This window comes from Citrobacter sp. FDAARGOS_156 (assembly GCF_001559235.2).
Classification (GTDB): Bacteria; Pseudomonadota; Gammaproteobacteria; order Enterobacterales; family Enterobacteriaceae; genus Citrobacter; species Citrobacter youngae.
Map to the genome: position 1 here is coordinate 1,977,216 of NZ_CP014030.2, position 21,548 is coordinate 1,998,763.

Genomic DNA, 21,548 nt, shown 5'->3' on the forward strand with positions numbered 1-21,548 from the left:
GGATGTTGCTTAATAAAATGTGTGGTCGTCGGCTGTCGGCAATCAGTTTGTGCCTGGCCGTAACATTCGCTCCACTGTTCAACGCGCAGGCTGATGAGCCTGAAATGATTCCTGGCGACAGCTCTGCGGCCGTCAGCGAACAGCCTACAGCGTTATCGCAACCGCAGGTACAATCTTACGCGACAGGTGTGATGGCGGGAATTCAGTCTCTGCCCAATGGCACATCTGTGGACAAAGCCCGCGCTGAATTGCAATCTCAGCTACCAGCAGGCTATACGCCGGTTTATATGAGCCAGCTGGAATTACTGTATGCCGCACGCGAAATGAAACCGATGTGGGAAAATCGTGATGCGGTAAAAGCCTTTCAACAACAGTTAGCCGAGGTGGCGATTGCCGGGTTTCAGCCGCAGTTTAACGCCTGGGTTGCGTTACTGACTGACCCGGCAGTTACAGGCCTGGCACGTGATACTGTGCTTTCTGATGCGATGATGGGCTATCTGCACTTTATTGCCAATATCCCCGTCAAAGGTAGCCGCTGGCTCTACAGCGATAAGCCTTATGCACTGGCAACGCCACCGCTCTCCGTTGTTAACCAATGGCAGGTAGCGCTGGACAACGGTCAGCTAACTTCATTTATCACCAGCCTTACACCTCAGCATCCACAGTATGCTGCGATGCATGAGTCGTTGCTGAAGCTGGTGGGGGATTCGCGACCCTGGCCACGGTTAACCAGCACCACGACGTTACGTCCCGGTGAATGGAGTAATGATATCCCGGCGCTGCGCGAAATTCTGCGTCGTACCGGAATGCTGAACGTCGGTGTCAGCACTTCTGCCAAAGAAGGGCGTAGCGTCTACGATCGCGAACTTGTTGACGCGGTGAAACGTTTTCAGACATGGCAGGGGCTGGGGGCCGATGGCACGATTGGCCCTGCGACGCGTGACTGGCTGAACGTGACGCCTGCTCAACGCGCGGGCGTACTGGCGTTAAATATTCAGCGTTTGCGCCTGCTGCCGAGCGATCTGTCTACCGGCATCATGGTAAACATCCCAGCCTACTCGCTGGTTTATTATCAGAACGGAAATCAGGTGCTGGCTTCCCGTGTTATTGTCGGACGTCCCGATCGTAAAACGCCGATGATGAGCAGCGCGTTGAATAATGTGGTTGTAAATCCACCGTGGAACGTGCCGCCGACGCTGGCCCGAAAAGATATTCTGCCTAAATTGTGGAACGATCCGGGGTACCTTGAGCGTCACGGGTATACTGTAATGCGCGGCTGGAACAGCAAAGAGACGATAGATCCGTGGCAGGTTGACTGGGCTACAATCACCGCCTCAAATCTGCCGTTCCGCTTCCAGCAGGCACCGGGCGCGCGTAATTCGCTGGGTCGCTATAAATTCAATATGCCGAGTTCGGACGCCATTTATCTGCACGATACGCCAAACCATAATTTGTTCCAGAAGGATACTCGGGCGCTAAGTTCTGGCTGTGTGCGCGTGAATAAGGCCTCGGAACTGGCGAATATGCTGCTGCAGGATGCTGGCTGGAATGATACGCGCATCTCGGATGCCCTGAAGCAAGGGGATACGCGGTATGTAAATATCCGCCAGAATATTCCGGTCAACCTGTACTATCTGACTGCCTTTGTGGGAAGCGATGGACGTACGCAGTATCGAACAGATATTTACAATTACGATCAGACAGCGCGATCCAGCGCACAAATCATGTCGAAAGCTGAGCAATTAATCAGATAAATGAAGCAGTTCGAGGAAAATGATTGTCGTAAGTTATGACGAAAACGGGGCAGGATGGCTGCAAGCCCCGTATTTCCTGGGTTTGGGAGCCTTGACGTGGACTACTTAGCCAGATAAGGTTTCCCGCGTGCGCTAGAGCATACATACGATAACATTGACCTGTAGACCTTAATACCATGGACAAATTTGACGCTAATCGCCGCAAACTGCTGGCGCTTGGTGGCATTGCCCTCGGCGCTGCCATCCTGCCTACGCCTGCGTTTGCTACACTCTCCACCCCACGTCCGCGTATATTGACTCTGAATAACCTGCATACCGGTGAGTCAATAAAAGCAGAGTTTTTTGATGGCAGGGGCTATATTCAGGACGAATTAGCAAAACTTAATCACTTTTTCCGTGACTTTCGGGCGAATAAAGTGAAATCCATCGACCCGGGATTGTTTGATCAACTCTTCCGTCTGCAGGGATTGCTGGGTACGCGTAAACCCGTACAACTGATCTCCGGCTATCGTTCCATCGATACCAATAACGAACTCCGTGCACGCAGTCGTGGTGTGGCAAAGAAAAGCTACCACACGAAAGGCCAGGCCATGGATTTCCACATTGAAGGCATCGCATTAAGCAATATTCGCAAAGCTGCGTTATCTATGCGCGCAGGTGGTGTAGGATACTACCCCAGCAGTAACTTTGTGCATATCGACACCGGGCCTGCACGGCACTGGTGATCCGTAAGCTTAATGAAACAGGAGCTGTATGAACTATCGTATTATTCCGGTCACTGCATTCGCCCAGAACTGCTCGCTAATCTGGTGTGAGCAGACGCGTCTGGCCGCACTGGTCGATCCCGGCGGTGATGCCGAGAAAATCAAACAGGAAGTCGATGCCAGCGGTTTGACGCTCATGCAGATCCTGCTTACCCATGGACATCTTGACCATGTAGGGGCAGCGGCTGAACTGGCACAGCATTATGGTGTTCCGGTTATTGGTCCGGAAAAAGAAGATGAGTTCTGGTTACAGGGGCTCCCTGCTCAGAGCCGCATGTTTGGCTTGGGCGATTGTGAGCCGTTGACGCCCGATCGCTGGCTAAACGAAGGCGATCGGATTAGCGTCGGCAACGTAACCTTACAGGTGCTGCATTGCCCGGGTCACACGCCAGGGCATGTTGTCTTCTTTGATGAACAATCAAAGTTACTGATTTCAGGCGACGTGATTTTCAAAGGTGGCGTAGGGCGCAGTGATTTCCCGCGTGGGGATCACAGCCAATTGATTGATTCGATTAAACGTAAACTCTTGCCATTGGGTGATGACGTGACGTTTATCCCGGGTCACGGCCCACTTTCTACGCTGGGTAACGAACGGCTACATAACCCGTTCCTGCAGGATGAAATGCCAGTCTGGTAACACCGCAGATAAATAAAAAGGCCGCGATTGCGGCCTTTTTATGCGCAATAAATTACAGCACTGCGACAATCGCTTCGCACAGCGGTGCCATGTTATCTGGCGTCATTCCTGCGACGTTTACACGTCCGGAAGCGACGGCATAGACACCAAACTCTTCACGCAGACGCAGAACCTGTTCTTTTGTCAGGCCGCTGAAAGAGAACATACCGTTCTGTTTGATGATAAAGCTGAAGTCGCGGTTTGCACCTTTCTCCTGCAGCGTATTGACAAACAGTAAACGCATGCGCTGAATGCGTTGGCGCATGTCAGTCAGTTCCTGTTCCCAGATGGCACGCAGTGCATCGTTGCTCAGAATTGTGGCGACTACGGATGCACCGTGGGCTGGCGGGTTGGAGTAGTTCGCACGAATTACCGATTTCATCTGGCTAAAGGCACGGTCAACGGTTTCAGCATCAGCTGCAACCAGTGTACAGGCACCTACGCGCTCATTGTACAGACCAAAGTTTTTGGAATAGGAGCTGGCGACAATCAGCTCTTTATGCAGCGCGGCGAATGCACGCAGACCCTCTGCATCTTCTTCCAGACCACGCGCGAAGCCCTGGTAGGCGAAGTCGAACAGTGGTAACCAACCTTTTTCGACTGACAGCTGAGCCAGCGTTTGCCACTGCTCCAGCGTCGGATCGATACCGGTCGGATTGTGGCAGCATCCGTGGAATAATACGACGTCGCCAGCTTGTGCTTCAGCCAGGCTTGCCAGCAATGCATCAAAGTCCAGTGAATGGTTTGCAGCATCGTAATAGTTATATTCACGCACTTCCAGACCAGCAGAATTAAATACGCTCTTATGGTTCGGCCAGCTTGGGTTGCTGACCCACACGCGTTTTGCGCTGGTGTTTTTTGCCAGGAAATCAGCGGCCACACGCAGGGCGCCCGTACCACCAGGGGTCTGTGCGGTACGCGCGCGTTTTTCATTAATCAGAGCACTTTCTTTACCAAACAGTAATTCCTGAGTGCAGCGACCAAACTCTGGAATACCGTCAATGCCAAGATAGTTTTTGGTGGTTTCATTTTCCAGGATATATTGCTCGGCTTTTTTAACGCTGGTCAGTACCGGCGTTTTGCCTGTCTCATCTTTATATACACCGATTCCGAGGTTTATTTTCCCCGGGCGGTCATCGGCACGAAACAAATCAGCCAGGCCCAAAATGGGGTCGGCAGGAGCGGCGGTAATGTTCTCAAACATGACGAGGTTCCATTGTGGTTACAGAAGGGAAGTCCGCTATCAGGTTAACGGTAGATTTACAAAATGCCAACCGTTAGTGACGAAAAGCAGGGGTGTTTTTTGAAGACGCAAGAATCCGCTGGCGGATATAAAAAAACAGGACCGAAGTCCTGTTTTTTAGGCATTTAGCAAAGAGGTCTGCTATTAGAACTGGTAAACGATACCCACTGCAACGGTGTCGTCAGAGCCTACGCCCAGTTTGTTGTCAGAATCGATCTGGTTGATGATGTAATCAACATAGGTGGACATGTTTTTGTTGAAGTAGTAAGTCGCGCCCACTTCGAAGTAGTTCACCAGATCTACGTCACCGATACCTTCGATATCCTTACCTTTAGATTTGGTATAGGCGAGGGACGGACGCAGGCCGAAGTCGAACTGGTACTGAGCAACTAACAGTACGTCTTCAGTTTTGTTCGCATAACCGTTAGAAATGCGGGTTGCGTTGCGGGTTTCGCTGTAGTTCGCTGCCAGGTAGATGTTGTTAGCATCGTATTTCACGCCGGTAGCCCACTGCTCAGCTTTGTCGCCATGGCCGCGCAGAAGCGGGTTTTGCTGGGCATCGGTACGGTCAGCCGCGCCGTATGCACCGACGATACCGAAGCCTTCGTATTCGTAGCTTACAGAACCGCCAACGCCGTCACCATTAGAGCGACGAACGTCATCACGCTCGTTTTTACCCAGGTACTGAACAGCGAAGTTCAGGCCTTCAACCAGACCGAAGAAGTTGGAGTTACGGTAAGTCGCGAGGCCACCGTTACGCTGAGAGAAGAACTGGTCGGAAGCCGCAGTATCGCCACCGAATTCTGGCAGCATATCGGTGTAACCCAGTGCATCGTATACGACGCCGTAGTTACGACCGTAATCGAAGGAACCTGCGTCACCGAATTTCAGACCAGCAAACGCCAGACGGGTTTTGTTCCCATTCTGAGAGTCGTCACCGCCTTCGGAGTTATTGCCGCTGAACTGGTATTCCCACTGGCCGTAACCGGTCAGCTGGTCGTTAATCTGAGTTTCCCCTTTGAAACCAAGACGGGCGTAAGTCTGATCGCCATTAGGTGCGTAGGCGTTGTCACCGTTGTGCTTGGAAAAATAGTGCAGACCTACAGCTTTACCGTAGATGTCTACTTTATTGCCATCTTTGTTATAAACTTCTGCAGCGTTAGCTGCCCCGGCTACCAGCAGAGCAGGGATAACCACTGCAAGAATATTGCGCTTCATCATTATTTATTACCCTCATCGGTTTTTATATGACACCTGCCACTGCCGCCAATAAATTCCGTCAATAAAAATTTACGGAACTATTGATGAGAGTTTGGTGTCTTTATGTGTCTGCAGGCATCTTTCCATTCAAACTACCGTTTCGCTACTCTCAAAGTGCTACAAATATAAAGATTTGGTTTCAAAAAGAAAAAATGTGTAACAAAATGTTATTTTTATGCAACTTTGTGAACGACTTCAAATTTCAGGTGTCCCTGCGATTGAATTTTGCTCAGTTTTATCTATTTATATGATTTTCTTATACTTAATTTTGCTAACGACATTTTTATCTAGCCCCGCAAAAAAGAACCATTTTTACAAATGCATATTTTGGCCGTCCAGAATGCCGTGCGAATGGGTAATAAATGCTCTATTTGATCATGAAGTGCTAATCCACAATAAAAATAGTGATTATTTTTTGTTCTCAAATGTTGCAGTGAAACATTGCGTAACAGGAAGGGGGAATTTACGGGTTGAGTTTAGTGCGGGATGAGAGTCCATCTAAGGCGACAAATACAGCAATGCGCTGAACGAAAAAAGGCCAGCAGTGCTGGCCTTTATGATTAAAGCGACAACGTTAGAAGCTGGCGTTACGCGGTGTACGCGGGAACGGAATAACATCGCGGACGTTCTGTACGCCGGTGACATAAGCGATCAGACGCTCAAAGCCCAAACCAAAACCGGAATGCGGAACGGTACCGTAGCGACGCAGATCGCGATACCACCAGTAATCTTCTTTGTTCAGACCCATCTCCAGCATACGGGCATCCAGCACGTCCAGACGCTCTTCACGCTGAGAACCACCGATGATTTCACCGATTCCCGGTGCCAGCACGTCCATTGCCGCAACGGTTTTACCGTCGTCGTTAAGGCGCATATAAAACGCCTTAATATCTTTCGGATAGTTTTTAACAACCACAGGCGCTTTAAAGTGTTCTTCGGCAAGATAGCGTTCATGCTCAGAAGACAGATCGACACCCCAGTAAACCGGGTTTTCGAACTGTTTGCCGCATTTTTCCAGGATGCTTACCGCATCGGTGTAATCCACCTGCGCGAAGTCAGCATCAATAAAACGTTCCAGGCGTGATACCGCGTCTTTGTCGACACGTTCGGCGAAGAACTTCATATCATCCGCACGTTCTTCCAGTACGGCTTTGAACGCGTATTTCAGCATTGCTTCAGCCAGACCTGCAACATCGTTCAGATCGGCAAAAGCGACTTCCGGCTCAAGCATCCAAAACTCTGCGAGGTGACGGCTGGTGTTGGAGTTTTCCGCACGGAAAGTCGGTCCAAAGGTATAAATTTTGGACAGGGCGCAGGCGTAAGTTTCACCGTTCAACTGACCGGAAACGGTCAGGAACGCTTCCTTACCAAAGAAGTCTTTATCGAAATCGACTTTACCCTGATCGTTACGCGGCAGGTTTTCCAGATCCAGCGTAGAAACACGGAACATTTCACCCGCACCTTCCGTATCGGAAGCGGTGATCAGCGGAGTAGATACCCAAAAGAAACCCTGCTCGTGGAAGAAGCGATGCAGCGCTTGCGCCAGCGTATGACGTACGCGCGCTACCGCACCAATCATATTGGTGCGCGGACGCATATGCGCCACTTCACGCAGATACTCAATGCTGTGACGCTTAGCCGCCATTGGGTAGGTATCAGGATCTTCAACCCAGCCCGCGACTTCAACTTCAGTGGCCTGAATTTCAAAGCTCTGTCCTTGTCCAGGTGATGCAACGACTTTACCCGTTACGATAACTGAACAACCCGTCGTCAGGCGCAGCACGTCCTGATTGTAATTGGGCAGAGAATTATTGATGACGGCCTGTACAGGATCAAAGCAGGAACCGTCATAAACGGCGAGGAAGGAGATGCCAGCTTTTGAATCTCGGCGGGTACGCACCCATCCGCGCACGGTGACTTCGCTGTCAACGGCTACGCGGCCCTGGAGTACGTCGGCTACAGGCACAACGCTCATAATATTCTCTCTGTTAATAGTCGGATATATAAACACATGTCCACCCGTAATGGGGGGATACCTATGTTACCTGGCATCTGCAATCAGACAAGCAGAATTCGTAGCTGGAGTGAAAGATTTCGGAAATAAACGTGAAAAGGGAGCCAAAGTGGCTCCCTGGAAGGACTAGCTGGCTTTTTTAATATGCGGGAGATCGAAGGCTTTGCGCAGCGCGCGCACAAACGCTTTATCATGGCAGATGGTTTTACCCGGGCTGTCAGATAACTTCGCCACCGGTTTGCCGTTACATTCGACCAGCTTGATAACGATATTCAGCGGCTTAACCTGGGGGATGTTACACGTCAGGCGTGTCCCGATACCAAAGCTCAACTGCACGCGAGAAGAGAAGTGGCGGTAGAGTTCAATCGCTTTATTCAGATCGAGGTTATCGGAGAACACCAGCGTTTTGCTTTGCGGGTCAATGCCCAGTTTTTCATAATGGGCGATGGCTTTCTCACCCCATTCCACCGGATCGCCAGAGTCGTGGCGCAAACCCTGGTAGCGGGTGGCAAACTCAACGCCAAAGTCGCGCAAAAACGCGTCCATGGTGATGCAATCGGTCAGGGCGATGCCGAGCTGGTCGGGATATTCGTTCAGCCAGGCGGCCAGGGCAACGCGCTGGCTGGTGGCAAGCTCAGGGCTGATTTGCTGGTGTGCCTGGAACCATTCATGCGCCTGGGTTCCCATCGGCGTTAATGACAAACGACGGGCAAGATCGTAGTTGCTGGTGCCAACAAACCACGGCTCTTGCTGCAGGCGTTTAACGATAGCCTGCTGGACTTCACGTGAAAAACGACGACGCGTACCGAAATCCATCAGATGGAAGCGGGACATATCGACATCTTTCGTTAAAGCAGAGAATTCTGCTAATTTGTTTTCCAGCTCAGCCAGCGCCTGTGGGACGCCTGGTTCGGGCGAGCGATAACGGTGTACCAGCTCGCTTATCACCGCTAACAGCGGAACTTCCCACATGATCACTTCGCGCCATGGCCCGGTTAAGCGAATGTTCAACTTACCGTTGTCATTGGTGACGCAAACCTGTTCCGGGTTATAGCGGAAATCACGTAACCAGGTGAGGTAATCAGCTTTGAAAAAAGGCAGGCCGGAGAGCCACTGGTACTCGTCCTCCTGCAGTCGCAGGTGCTGCATAGCATTCACCTGTTCGCGAATAGAATCGGCATAAATACCGAGCAGGTCATCGCCACGGCAACGAAATTCAGCCGCTACTTGTACATCATAGTAGTGGTGAAAAACGGCTTGCTGCATATGCAACTTATAAGCGTCTGTATCCAGCAGCGAGTGCAGAACAGGAGAAGCGAATTGTGTCATAGGTGCGCAGTAGCATCCTCTCACGGGAGCGTTTAGTACAATAAACAACTAAGAAAACCGCTGGAGTATACCCTGTTTAGCGATTTATTGAACCCCGATCACACCATAAGCTGTCTTTCTGGTCGAGGGCAATTCGTGCCGCGTGTTATAAAAATGTAGCAAAAAGGGCGTTTGTGCCTGAAAAGATGAACATTCTGCGTAGCGTGATTTACGCAACAGGAATAGACTGAAGCCGAGACTCTACCAAAGATGCTAAAGGTTTTTTTATGACACAACAGCCACAAGCCAAATACCGCCACGACTACCGTGCGCCGGATTACCAGATTACTGATATTGACTTGACCTTTGACCTGGATGCTGAAAAAACCGTGGTCACCGCAGTGAGCCAGGCTGTCCGTCATGGCACGTCCGATGCGCCCCTGCGCCTGAATGGCGAAGATCTGACCCTGATGTCAATCCACGTGAATGACGAACCGTGGACAGCATATAAAGAAGAAGAGGGCGCTCTGGTCATCAATCAACTGCCGGAACGTTTTACGCTGCGTATCGTGAATGAAATTAGCCCAGCGGCGAATACCGCGCTGGAAGGGCTTTACAAGTCAGGTGACGCGCTGTGTACCCAGTGCGAAGCGGAAGGCTTTCGCCATATTACCTGGTATCTCGACAGGCCGGACGTGCTGGCGCGTTTTACGACCAAAATTATTGCCGATAAAACCAGATATCCATTCCTGCTTTCCAACGGTAACCGTGTTGCGCAGGGCGAACTGGAAAACGGTCGCCACTGGGTACAGTGGCAGGATCCATTCCCGAAACCGTGCTATTTGTTTGCGCTGGTAGCGGGTGATTTCGACGTGCTGCGCGACACCTTTACCACCCGCTCCGGGCGTGAAGTGGCGCTGGAACTGTATGTCGATCGTGGGAACCTGGACCGCGCGCCGTGGGCGATGACCTCGCTGAAAAACTCCATGAAATGGGATGAAGAGCGCTTTGGCCTCGAATATGATCTCGACATCTATATGATTGTCGCCGTGGATTTCTTCAACATGGGCGCGATGGAGAATAAAGGTCTGAACATCTTTAACTCCAAATACGTGCTGGCGCGTACCGATACCGCCACCGACAAAGACTATCTCGATATTGAGCGCGTCATCGGTCACGAATACTTCCATAACTGGACCGGCAACCGCGTAACCTGTCGCGACTGGTTCCAGTTGAGCCTGAAAGAAGGGTTAACCGTGTTCCGCGATCAGGAATTCAGTTCCGATCTCGGCTCACGTGCGGTAAACCGCATCAGCAATGTGCGTACCATGCGCGGCCTGCAGTTTGCTGAGGACGCCAGCCCGATGGCGCATCCTATCCGCCCGGATATGGTCATCGAAATGAACAACTTCTATACCCTGACCGTGTACGAGAAGGGTGCGGAAGTGATTCGTATGATCCACACCCTGCTGGGTGAGGCTAACTTCCAGAAAGGGATGCAGCTGTACTTTGAGCGTCACGACGGTAGCGCTGCAACCTGTGATGATTTTGTGCAGGCGATGGAAGATGCGTCTAACGTTGATCTCTCCCATTTCCGCCGCTGGTACAGTCAGTCCGGTACGCCGATTCTGACCGTACGTGATGACTATAACCCATCAACTGAACAGTACACGCTGACCATTAGCCAGCGCACGCCGGCCACGCCGGATCAGGCTGAAAAGCAGCCCTTGCATATTCCTTTTGCCCTTGAGTTGTATGACAACGAAGGGAAAGTGATCCCGCTACAAAAAGGCGGGCACCCGGTGAATTCCGTACTCAACGTGACCCAGGCAGAGCAGACGTTTGTCTTTGATAACGTCTACTTCCAGCCGGTTCCGGCGCTGCTGTGCGAATTCTCCGCGCCGGTGAAACTGGAATATAAATGGAGCGATCAGCAACTGACCTTCCTGATGCGCCATGCGCGTAACGATTTCTCTCGTTGGGATGCGGCGCAAAGCCTGCTGGCGACCTATATTAAGCTCAACGTTGCCCGTCATCAGCAGGGACAACCGCTGTCGCTGCCGGTCCACGTGGCCGATGCATTCCGCGCGATTCTGCTCGATGAGAAAATCGATCCGGCACTGGCGGCAGAGATCCTGACGCTGCCTTCAGTAAATGAAATTGCCGAACTGTTCGACATCATTGATCCGGTGGCGATCGCCGAGGTACGCGAAGCGTTAACCCGCACGCTGGCGGCCGAGCTGGCGGATGAATTCCTCGCCATCTATAACGCTAATCATCTTGATGAGTATCGCGTTGAGCATGGCGATATTGGCAAACGTACGCTGCGCAACGCCTGCCTGCGATTCCTGGCCTTTGGCGAAACCCATCTGGCTGACACGCTGGTAAGCAAGCAGTACCGTGAAGCGAACAATATGACCGATGCGCTGGCGGCGCTGTCTGCGGCGGTCGCAGCACAGTTGCCGTGTCGTGACGCGCTGATGCAGGAATACGACGACAAATGGCACCATGACGGTCTGGTGATGGATAAATGGTTTATCCTGCAATCCACCAGCCCGGCTAGAAACGTGCTGGAAACGGTACGCGGCCTGTTGAAGCATCGCTCTTTTAGCATGAGTAACCCAAACCGCATCCGTTCGCTGATCGGTGCCTTCGCGGGCAGCAACCCGGCTGCATTCCATGCGGAAGATGGTAGCGGTTATCAGTTCCTGGTTGACATGCTGACTGAGCTCAACAGCCGTAACCCGCAGGTGGCGTCACGCCTGATTGAGCCGCTGATTCGCTTAAAACGTTATGATGCAAAACGTCAGGCGAAGATGCGTGCGGCGCTGGAACAGCTGAAAGGGCTGGAGAATCTGTCAGGCGATCTGTTCGAGAAAATTACTAAAGCGTTGGCCTGAGACGTTGACCTGTAGTTTTGTAGGCCGGATAAGGCGGTAACGCCGTCATCCGGCAAAATGCCCGGTGGCGCTCATGCTTACCGGGCCTACAACGTCCTGAATGTTTATCCATGCAGTCGGATTGACTGTTCTGCCTCGCCACGCTGCATCACCCGATTCAACACCTCGGCTTCCAGTTCTGCCAGACGAAGAGAGCCAATCCGGCGTGGTCGCGCAATATCCACCGTTAAATCCAGTCCGATTTTTCCATCCTCAATCAGCAAAACGCGATCGGCCATTGCCACCGCTTCACTGACGTCATGGGTGACCAACAGCACGGTAAAGCCGTGCTCTTGCCATAAAGAGACGATCAGCTCCTGCATTTCAAGGCGGGTTAAGGCATCCAGTGCGCCGAGGGGTTCATCCAGCAGAAGCAGACCGGGGCGATGAATTAATGCCCGCGCCAGAGCCACGCGCTGTTTTTGTCCGCCAGAAAGCGCTGCGGGCCACTCCTGAGCACGATTCTCCAGCCCAACTGCGGCCAGCGCATCTCGGGCTGCATTGCGCCACTGACCTTTCAGACCCAGACCCACGTTATCGATAACCGTCTTCCATGGCAGCAGACGCGCATCCTGAAACATCATTCGCGTATCATCCTGAATCTCTGCCAGCGGGGTGGTTCCGGCGAGTAATGCGCCAGAGGTGGGCGACTCCAGTCCAGCCAGCAGGCGCAGCAACGTACTTTTACCTCCGCCACTGCGGCCTACCACGGCAACGAACTGTCCGGCCGGAATATGCAAATCTAACTGATTGAGCACCGTATTGGCGGCGTATTGTTTCGTTACGGCGCTTAGCAAAAGCGGCGTGCCCTGGTTCAGGCGAGCGGTGTTCATATGGTAGCCTCCTTCACATGGTAAGCCGGGTTCCAGCGCAGCCAGATTCGCTCCAGCAGTTGGGCACTGACATCGGCTAGCTTGCCGAGCAGGGCGTAGAGAATAATGGCCACCACGACTACATCGGTTTGCAGAAATTCGCGAGCATTCATCGCCAGGTAGCCAATACCGGCATTGGCTGAAATAGTTTCCGCCACAATGAGCGTCAGCCACATCAGTCCGAGAGCAAAACGCACCCCAACCATAATCGAGGGCAGGGCACCGGGGAGGATCACATGAATAAACAGTGAAAAACCAGACAACCCATAGCTGCGCGCCATTTCAACCAGCCCGCGGTCGATATTGCGTATCCCGTGCCAGGTGTTGATGTAAATCGGGAACAGCGTGCCCAGGGCGACGAGAAAGATCTTGGCGGATTCATCAATACCGAACCACAAAATCACCAGCGGGATCAGCGCCAGATGCGGTACGTTACGCAGCATCTGCACCGAGGTATCCAGCAGGCGTTCTCCCCAACGCGAAAGACCGCTGATCAGTCCCAGCGTCAGGCCAATCGATCCACCGATAGAGAATCCGATCAGCGCGCGCCAGGCGCTGATCGCCAGATGCTGCCAAAGTTCGCCGCTGGCGGAAAGCGTCCAGAAAGCTTCGACCACGCCCTCCGGTGAGGGCAGGATGCGGTTGGACAGCCAGCCCATTGATGATGCGAGCTGCCAGAGCGCCACCAGACCTACCGGTAAAAACCAGGGCGCGAGGCGCAATAACCATCTGTTTTTCGTCGTTGCCATTAGCCGCTCCTTAGCTTTGTGCGACTTTACGCGGGATGAATTCGTTCGCCACCGCTTCGCCTTGCTGCTGCAGGCGCAGCGGTTGCGGAATTTCGGGTATCGCGACATCCAGATGCGGGAACAGCAGCTCACCAACCCTGTATGCCTCTTCCAGATGCGGATACCCGGACAGCACAAAGCTGTCGATTCCCAGCGCGGCATACTCGTTAATACGCGCTGCGACCGTAGGACCATCTCCAACCAGTGCGGTCCCTGCGCCACCGCGTACCAGTCCTACCCCTGCCCACAGGTTCGGGCTAATTTCCAGTTTGTCGCGTTTACCGTTGTGCAGTGCAGCCATTCGCTGCTGACCAACCGAATCCGTTTTTAAGAAGGCGGCCTGGGCTTTGGCGATGGTGTCGTCATCCAGATGGGCTATCAGACGATCCGCAGCCTGCCACGCCTCTTGTGTTGTCTCCCGTACGATCACATGCAGACGAATACCAAAGCGGATCTTGCGCCCGCGCGCCGCTGCTTTGGCCCGCACCTGTTCAATCTTCGCTTTCACCTGTTCAGGCGGTTCGCCCCAGGTCAGGTAGAGATCAACCTGTTCGGCGGCCAGATCTTGTGCGACGTCAGACGAGCCGCCGAAATAGAGTGGAGGATGTGGCCGCTGGATCGGCGGGAAGAACAGTTTTGCCCCGCGAACATGAATATGTTTGCCGTTGAAATCCACCGTTTCACCTTGCAGCAAGCGCCGCCAGACCTGAGTAAATTCGCCAGAGGCTTCATAGCGCTCGGTGTGATCGAGGAACACGCCGTCGCCAGCCAACTCCTGCGGATCGCTGCCGGTCACCAGGTTAAATAGCGCCCGACCATTAGAAAGCCTGTCGAGCGTTGCTGCCTGACGCGCGGCAACCGTCGGCGAGGTGACGCTTGGGCGTAGCGCGACCAAAAATTTTAACCGCTGGGTGACCGGGATCATCGAGGCGGCGACCAGCCAGGCATCTTCGCAGGAGCGACCGGTGGGGATCAGCACGCCGGTAAACCCCAGACGGTCGGCCGTTTGCGCAATTTGTTGCAGATATCCGTGATCGACCGGGCGCGAACCTTCTTCCGTTCCAAGATAATGACCGTCACCGTGGGTGGGTAAAAACCAGAACATGTTCAGACTCATAATTTTTCTCCTGCCTGCTGAGTGGGTTGCCAGATACGCTGGCGAATATCGATTTTTTTCGGCACCAGACGGTTGTCATAAAACAGATCCGCGGTTTGTTGCTGTAGCGCAGCAACAGAGTCGCTGACGGGCGTAATGGTGGTTGGCGGGCGGTGATCCAGATAAGAGGCAATTACCGGCTCAGGCAGGCCCATGGTTTTAGCCAGCAGGGCAATGCTTTGCTGGCGCTGGCTGAGGGTTAACGCATCGGCCTGGCTAAAGGTATTCAGTACGCCAAGAATAAAAGCGCCATTTTTTTCGGCATAAGGACGTGCGGCGAGATAAAACGAACCGGTTTGCTTGAGGTCTGAGCCGTCTTTCAGCACGCGTACATCACCTTGCAATAACGCGGCGGAATAGTAGGGATCCCAGATAGCCCATGCATCAACGTTTCCTTGCTGGAAGGCCGCTCGCGCATCGGCTGGCGTCAGATAAGTCGGTTGAATATCGGTAAATTTCAGCCCAGCCTGTTGCAGTGCACGGAGCAGTAAATTGTGGGCGCTGGAACCTTTCTGGAAAGCGACTTTATGTCCTTTAAGCTGCGCGACGTTCTGGATCGGGCTATTTTTCGGCACCAGAATCACTTCAGCTTTCGGTTTGGGGGGCTCAACGCCCACGTAAACCAGATCTGCCCCCGCGGCCTGGGCGAAAATGGGTGGAATGTCACCCGTACTGCCGAGATCGATACTGCCGATATTGAGCGCTTCCAGCATTTGTGGCCCGGCAGGGAACTCAACCCACGAGATTTTGGTTTGCGGGTAGCGTTTCTCCAACAATTGATGGCTTTTTGCCAACACCATGCTGACGCTCCCTTTCTGATAACCAATGCGTAGAGCATCGGGCGCAGGTTCTGCGGCGTGCGCCAGCGTTGACAGTGACAGCAGCCCAGCCAGTGTGAACCACGACGTGTGACGTTTGAGCAGATTAAGCATGGGCGGCACCTCGCAGGGCATTCAGTTGAGGGAGTTGGATATCGCGACGATGCAATGCCAGCCAGAAGGTGTCGAGCGCACTATCCATGCGCTGCTGCAGGTTGGGCGTAAACTGCGGTTTATGCTGATAATCGATGACCTGCGAATCATCGGCAAATACGCCGTGCAGGATCTCCTGGGCTTTTAACGCACTCAGTACCGGTTTCAGCGCGTAATCGACGGCCAGTAAATGCGCCACGCTGCCGCCGGTCGCCAGCGGCAACACCACTTTTCCTTCCAGCGCCCGCTCGGGGAGCAGATCGAGCAGCGTTTTCAGTGCGCCAGAGTAAGCGGCTTTGTAGACCGGCGTGGCGACAATCAGCCCGTCAGCATCTTGCAGTTGTTCAATAAATGTCTTCAACGCCGGACTGTCAAAACGGGCATAGATTAGGTCTTCCGGGGCAAAGTTATGCAGGTTCCAGTGAAAGACTTCGACATCATGACTGTTGAGTTTTTCTCGGGCATATTCCAGTAACGCGCTGGAGCGAGAGGGAAAGCGTGGGCTTCCCGCCAGAGTAATGACGCGCATAATTTCAACCTCTCCTTATAACTAATTGTTTGCTTTTAGTTAACATTGATAACAATTTATGCAGTCTGGCAGAGAGATTTTGTTTATCGAAATGATTTATACGGGATAGAAAAGTTGGAAATTGAATAAAAAGGCAGGGGCCAGGAAAACGATTGCTATTTATTGCCGCAGGTCAATTCCCTTTTTGCTCGCGATCGCACATAATACGCCCCCGGTTTGCACACCGGGAATCCAGGAGAGTTCATGTACTACCCCTTCGTTCGTAAAGCCCTTTTTCAGCTCGATCCAGAGCGCGCTCATGAATTGACATTCCAGCAGTTACGTCGCATTACCGGCACGCCGCTTGAAGCGCTTGTCCGCCAGAAGGTACCTGCAAAACCGGTTACCTGTATGGGGCTGACGTTTAAAAACCCGCTCGGTCTTGCTGCCGGACTGGATAAAGACGGGGAGTGCATTGATGCACTTGGCGCGATGGGATTCGGCTCAATTGAAATAGGTACCGTGACGCCGCGTCCTCAGCCGGGTAACGATAAACCGCGTCTGTTCCGTCTGGTCGATGCAGAAGGTTTGATAAACCGTATGGGGTTTAATAACCACGGGGTTGATAACCTGGTTGAGAACGTTAAAAAATCGCATTTTGACGGTATTCTGGGGATTAATATAGGTAAGAATAAAGATACCCCAGTAGAGAACGGCAAAGATGACTATCTGATTTGTATGGAAAAAGTCTATGCTTATGCGGGTTATATCGCGATTAATATCTCTTCACCGAATACGCCGGGATTACGTACGCTGCAATACGGCGAGGCGCTAGACGATCTCCTGACGGCAATTAAAAATAAGCAAAATGATCTGCAAGCGATCCACCATAAATATGTTCCAGTGGCGGTAAAGATCGCGCCGGATCTTTCTGTGGAAGAACTGATCCAGGTTGCTGACAGTTTAGTTCGTCATAATATTGATGGCGTAATTGCGACTAACACCACGCTCGATCGTTCTCTCGTTCAGGGAATGAAAAACTGCGATCAAATGGGTGGCCTGAGCGGGCGACCGTTACAATTAAAAAGTACAGAAATTATTCGCCAGTTGTCTCAGGAATTAAAAGGGCAGTTGCCAATTATTGGTGTTGGCGGGATCGACTCGGTGATTGCCGCGCGGGAAAAAATGGCTGCCGGCGCAAGCCTCGTACAGATTTATTCGGGCTTTATTTTTAAAGGTCCGCCGTTGATTAAAGAAATCGTCAGCAATATCTGATCTATGCCTTAATCCGACAACCAGGGCTTTATTTCTGGCCCTGGTTGTTTTATATTCCTTTACTGTTGCTTATTTAAACATTCTGAGCTTTTATTATTAAGGCAATAAACGAAGCGGCAAAAGGATACTGTCGTAATGGCGATGATTAAGGAAAGGAGAGAAACTGATGCGAATTAAACCCGACGATAACTGGCGCTGGTATTATGATGAAGAGCACGATCGTATGATGCTCGATTTAGCCAATGGCATGTTATTCCGCTCGCGTTTTGCGCGTAAAATGCTCACGCCTGATGCTTTTTCTCCATCTGGTTTTTGTGTTGATGACGCCGCGCTTTATTTCTCCTTCGAAGAAAAATGCCGTTATCTGGATTTAGCTAAAGAACAAAAAGCGGAACTGGTGCTAAATGCGCTGGTGGCTATTCGGTATCTTAAACCGCAAATGCCAAAAAGCTGGCACTTTGTTGCGCACGGTATTAACTGGTCGCCAACCGTGGGTGACGCCGCCTGTGTGGATTTAAGCGATACCGAAGAACAGGTAAATCTGTTAGTGGTAGAGCCGGGTGAAAATGCCGCACTGTGTTTGCTTGCGCAACCCGGAGTGGTCATCGCTGGTCGCACCATGCAACTTGGCGATGCGATTAAAATCATGAATGACAGACTGAAACCACAGGCAATTGTCGACAGTTTCAACCTTGAGCAGGCGGTCTAACTTTCCAGCCTGATTGCTGTCTTGGGTACACAACTGCAGCAAAGAATCGTTCCGTCATCGCCAATCGCCGATTTTTTCAGTGGGTTGACTTCGCCTTCTACCAGCCGAATCCGGCAGCATCCGCAAATTCCCGCACGACACGAGTAGGGAACACGGATCCCCTGGTTTTCCAGCTGTTCCAACAATACCTGCTGATTATTTCCGCGAAACGTTTGACCCTGCCAGTCAATCATCACTGTTGCATCGGGTTGTTGTTGCAAAGCTGTATCATCAGATTCCGCCGCGCTGTACAGCCGGGCGAGTCGGGTCGCCAGTATTTCGACTTCATCACCTACACGAATTACGCCGCTATTACGGGCGATGAGATTCTGGCCGAAATCGACATCACCGTTGTCCGCCGCCGTGCGGAAGGTTTGCAGCGTTGCCAGTGGCTCGCCAGACGGATGTTTCTGGCCTTTTTCCGGGCTGACGGTAGTGAAAATACAGCGGCTACAGGGTTTTGCCACATCAAAAATGACGTCGCCGATGCGAATCACTTTCCAGGTATCTTCTTCCCAGGCGCCAGCGCCTGAAATCACCAGATTAGGGCGAAACTGTTCCATTTTGACGCTTGCCGGACAGCGCTGTTGCAGATCGCGTAGCGATGCTTCATTGGTCAGCAGATAGGGATAACCGTCGGCGAAGGATAAGGGAACGTCATCGTGGCGCTTTACCCGGCGCGTCAGTTGCGGGCCAACCCAACGCAACTGCACATCACGGGAAAAGAAACCGCTGATCCAGCGATTGATATCCGCTGGTGCTACTCGCGCGGTAAAATGATTTCCCCATACTTCAGTTGGCGCATCCTGGGCGGCGAAGTCGGCAAATCGTACGAGCGCACTGCTGCCGTCTGGAGCCGTAAGATGCAGCCCATCGTGGAATGGGGAAGGCGTAAAACGGACCATTTGTGGGAACTGGCGGGCGGTTATGAACGTTCCGTCAGGTTCAGTGATCATAAATATGCGATCAAAGGCAAGGCCGCTGATATCTGCCAGGGCGTGCGTTAGCCCAATGCCGCGCATTGATTTAACCGGATGGATAAAAAGTCGGGTTAACGTGACCACTGTACAGCCCCTCGAATGAAAATAAGCCTTCAACTTTATGACATACAGCCCATATTAGCTATAATGCGCAGCAATTTTCTTGGAGTAAAAGTGACATTATGAATTCTCTGTTTGCCAGTACGGCCCGCGGGCTGGAAGAGCTGTTAAAAACTGAACTGGAAAACCTCGGCGCGCTGGAGTGCCAGGTCGTTCAGGGTGGGGTCCATTTTAAGGGCGACACGCGGCTTGTTTACCAGAGCCTGATGTGGAGCCGCCTGGCCTCGCGCATTATCCTGCCGATGGGAGAATGCAAGGTCTACAGCGATCTTGATCTGTACCTCGGCGTTCAGGCAATCGACTGGACAGAGATATTTAATCCTGGTGCCACCTTTGCCGTGCATTTTAGCGGCCTGAACGAGACGATTCGTAATAGTCAGTACGGTGCACTGAAAGTAAAGGATGCGATTGTCGATGCCTTTACCCGTAAAAACCTGCCGCGTCCGAACGTAGATCGTGAATCACCCGATCTGCGCATTAACGTCTGGTTGAACAAAGATACCGCCAGCATCGCCCTCGATCTGAGCGGTGACGGCCTGCATCAGCGTGGTTATCGCGATCGCGCGGGTCAGGCGCCGATTAAAGAAACGCTGGCCGCCGCTATTGTTATGCGTTCTGGCTGGCAGCCGGGAACCCCGTTACTCGATCCGATGTGTGGTTCCGGCACACTGCTGATTGAAGCGGCGATGTGGGCAACCGATCGCGCGCCGGGCCTGCACCGTGGCTACTGGGGCTTCAACGGTTGGGCGCAGCACGATGAAGTCGTCTGGCAAGAAGTCAAAGCCGAAGCACAGGTTCGTGCACGCAAAGGGTTGGCGGACTATACCTCGCACTTCTATGGATCTGACAGCGATGCGCGGGTAATTGAAAAAGCGCGCAGTAATGCCCGCCGCGCCGGTATTGCCGATCTGATGACGTTTGACGTTAAAGATGTCGCTAAACTGAGCAACCCGCTGCCGAAAGGACCGTATGGGACGGTTATCAGCAACCCGCCATACGGCGAACGTCTGGATAGCGAACCGGCGTTGATAGCTCTGCACAGCCTGCTGGGACGCACGATGAAAAACCAGTTTGGCGGCTGGAATTTGTCGCTGTTCAGCGCCTCGCCGGATCTGCTCAGCAGCCTGCAATTGCGTGCGGATAAACAGTTTAAAGCGAAAAATGGTCCGCTGGATTGCGTACAGAAGAACTATCACGTTGCAGAAACGACCGCTGACAGCAAACCTGCAACGGTGGCGGAAGATTATGCCAACCGCCTGCGCAAGAATATTAAGAAATTGGAAAAATGGGCACGTCAGGAAGGGATTGAATGCTATCGCCTGTATGACGCTGACCTGCCGGAATACAACGTTGCAGTGGACCGCTATGGTGACTGGGTCGTGGTTCAGGAATATGCGCCGCCGAAGACGGTTGATGCGCAGAAAGCACGTCAACGCCTGTTCGACATTATCGCCGCAACGCTGTCGGTACTGGAAATCGCGCCCAATAAACTGGTGCTGAAAACCCGTGAGCGCCAGAAAGGGAAGAACCAATACCAGAAAATGAACGAGAAGGGCGAGTTCATTGAGGTGAGCGAGTATAACGCGCGCCTGTGGGTAAACCTGACCGATTATCTGGATACCGGCCTGTTCCTCGATCACCGAATTGCACGCCGCATGTTGGGGCAGATGAGCAAAGGGAAAGACTTCCTTAACCTGTTCTCCTATACCGGCAGCGCCAGCGTACATGCGGGATTGGGCGGTGCGCGCAGCACCACAACGGTAGATATGTCGCGTACCTATCTGGAATGGGCAGAGCGTAACCTGCGACTGAACGGGTTAAGCGGACGTGCGCACCGCTTGATTCAGGCCGACTGCCTGGGCTGGCTGCGTGATGCCAATGAACAGTTTGATCTGATCTTCATTGATCCGCCGACGTTCTCTAACTCTAAGCGTATGGAAGACTCGTTCGATGTGCAGCGCGATCATCTGGCGCTGATGAAAGATCTGAAACGCCTGCTGCGTAAAGACGGCACGATTATGTTCTCCAACAACAAACGTGGATTCCGTATGGACCTCGACGGTCTGGCTGAACTGGGATTGAAAGCACAAGAAATTACCCAAAAAACGCTTTCCCAGGACTTTGCCCGTAACCGCCAGATCCACAACTGCTGGCTGATTACCGCAGCCTGAA

Annotated in this window: 17 protein-coding genes; 7 read left to right on the forward strand and 10 right to left on the reverse strand. The window is 52.5% G+C overall.

Annotated features, from left to right (window positions below; all coding sequences use genetic code 11):
* Positions 1-2: 2 nt before the first annotated feature.
* The 3 genes from ldtD to AL515_RS09575 all read left to right on the forward strand — a co-directional run bounded on the left by ldtD (position 3) and on the right by AL515_RS09575 (position 3,155).
* Complete coding sequence (ldtD, locus tag AL515_RS09560; RefSeq protein ID WP_061067623.1) at positions 3-1,754, forward strand: L,D-transpeptidase; 1,752 nt, start codon at positions 3-5, stop codon at positions 1,752-1,754.
* Positions 1,755-1,930: 176 nt separating this feature from the next.
* The gene (locus tag AL515_RS09570; protein WP_003831948.1) at positions 1,931-2,479 is read left to right on the forward strand and encodes a YcbK family protein; all 549 of its coding nucleotides are present in this window, start codon (positions 1,931-1,933) and stop codon (positions 2,477-2,479) included.
* Between the two features lie 28 nt (positions 2,480-2,507).
* On the forward strand, positions 2,508-3,155 hold the full coding sequence (locus tag AL515_RS09575) for an MBL fold metallo-hydrolase (protein WP_003831949.1): 648 nt from the start codon (positions 2,508-2,510) through the stop codon (positions 3,153-3,155).
* 52 nt (positions 3,156-3,207) lie between these two features.
* On the opposite strand, the gene aspC is transcribed toward AL515_RS09575, so the two are convergent.
* From aspC to pncB, 4 genes are all read right to left on the reverse strand, one after another.
* The gene (gene aspC / locus AL515_RS09580; protein ID WP_061067624.1) at positions 3,208-4,398 is read right to left on the reverse strand and encodes an aspartate transaminase; all 1,191 of its coding nucleotides are present in this window, start codon (positions 4,396-4,398) and stop codon (positions 3,208-3,210) included.
* A 183-nt stretch (positions 4,399-4,581) separates the two neighbouring features.
* Positions 4,582-5,658: a porin OmpF gene (gene ompF / locus AL515_RS09585; protein ID WP_061067625.1), complete on the reverse strand. Its 1,077-nt coding sequence runs from the start codon at positions 5,656-5,658 to the stop codon at positions 4,582-4,584.
* 613 nt (positions 5,659-6,271) lie between these two features.
* Positions 6,272-7,672 carry an asparagine--tRNA ligase gene (gene asnS / locus AL515_RS09595; protein ID WP_048212128.1) on the reverse strand — a complete coding sequence of 467 codons (1,401 nt, stop codon included), beginning with the start codon at positions 7,670-7,672 and terminating at the stop codon, positions 6,272-6,274.
* Between the two features lie 165 nt (positions 7,673-7,837).
* Positions 7,838-9,040, reverse strand: coding sequence for a nicotinate phosphoribosyltransferase (gene pncB, locus AL515_RS09600; protein WP_061067627.1), 1,203 nt, complete (start codon positions 9,038-9,040; stop codon positions 7,838-7,840).
* A gap of 266 nt (positions 9,041-9,306) precedes the next feature.
* Between pncB and pepN the strand changes: the two genes are divergently transcribed.
* Positions 9,307-11,919: an aminopeptidase N gene (gene pepN, locus AL515_RS09605; protein WP_061067628.1), complete on the forward strand. Its 2,613-nt coding sequence runs from the start codon at positions 9,307-9,309 to the stop codon at positions 11,917-11,919.
* A 104-nt stretch (positions 11,920-12,023) separates the two neighbouring features.
* On the opposite strand, the gene ssuB is transcribed toward pepN, so the two are convergent.
* From ssuB to ssuE, 5 genes are read right to left on the reverse strand one after another with little or no spacing between them, the layout of a single operon-like run.
* On the reverse strand, positions 12,024-12,791 hold the full coding sequence (ssuB, locus tag AL515_RS09610; protein ID WP_061067629.1) for an aliphatic sulfonates ABC transporter ATP-binding protein: 768 nt from the start codon (positions 12,789-12,791) through the stop codon (positions 12,024-12,026).
* Positions 12,788-13,579 (reverse strand): aliphatic sulfonate ABC transporter permease SsuC, encoded by a 792-nt coding sequence (ssuC, locus tag AL515_RS09615; RefSeq protein ID WP_061067630.1) that lies wholly within the window; start codon positions 13,577-13,579, stop codon positions 12,788-12,790. The genes ssuB and ssuC overlap by 4 nt, the downstream gene beginning before the upstream one ends.
* Positions 13,580-13,589: 10 nt before the next feature.
* Entirely contained in the window at positions 13,590-14,735 is a 1,146-nt protein-coding gene (ssuD, locus tag AL515_RS09620) for an FMNH2-dependent alkanesulfonate monooxygenase (protein ID WP_061067631.1), read from the reverse strand.
* Positions 14,732-15,706, reverse strand: coding sequence for a sulfonate ABC transporter substrate-binding protein (locus AL515_RS09625; RefSeq protein WP_061067632.1), 975 nt, complete (start codon positions 15,704-15,706; stop codon positions 14,732-14,734). The genes ssuD and AL515_RS09625 overlap by 4 nt, the downstream gene beginning before the upstream one ends.
* Positions 15,699-16,274, reverse strand: a complete 576-nt coding sequence (gene ssuE / locus AL515_RS09630; RefSeq protein ID WP_061067633.1) for an NADPH-dependent FMN reductase — start codon at positions 16,272-16,274, stop codon at positions 15,699-15,701. Before ssuE ends, AL515_RS09625 begins: the two co-directional genes overlap by 8 nt.
* A gap of 243 nt (positions 16,275-16,517) precedes the next feature.
* On the opposite strand from ssuE, the gene pyrD reads away from it, so the two are divergent.
* On the forward strand, positions 16,518-17,528 hold the full coding sequence (gene pyrD, locus AL515_RS09635) for a quinone-dependent dihydroorotate dehydrogenase (protein ID WP_061067634.1): 1,011 nt from the start codon (positions 16,518-16,520) through the stop codon (positions 17,526-17,528).
* Between the two features lie 166 nt (positions 17,529-17,694).
* Complete coding sequence (zapC, locus tag AL515_RS09640; protein ID WP_061067635.1) at positions 17,695-18,237, forward strand: cell division protein ZapC; 543 nt, start codon at positions 17,695-17,697, stop codon at positions 18,235-18,237.
* On the opposite strand, the gene AL515_RS09645 is transcribed toward zapC, so the two are convergent.
* Positions 18,234-19,340 carry a YcbX family protein gene (locus AL515_RS09645; protein WP_061067636.1) on the reverse strand — a complete coding sequence of 369 codons (1,107 nt, stop codon included), beginning with the start codon at positions 19,338-19,340 and terminating at the stop codon, positions 18,234-18,236. The genes zapC and AL515_RS09645 overlap by 4 nt on opposite strands.
* 98 nt (positions 19,341-19,438) lie before the next feature.
* Between AL515_RS09645 and rlmKL the strand changes: the two genes are divergently transcribed.
* On the forward strand, positions 19,439-21,547 hold the full coding sequence (rlmKL, locus tag AL515_RS09650; protein ID WP_061067637.1) for a bifunctional 23S rRNA (guanine(2069)-N(7))-methyltransferase RlmK/23S rRNA (guanine(2445)-N(2))-methyltransferase RlmL: 2,109 nt from the start codon (positions 19,439-19,441) through the stop codon (positions 21,545-21,547).
* Position 21,548 lies beyond the last annotated feature (1 nt).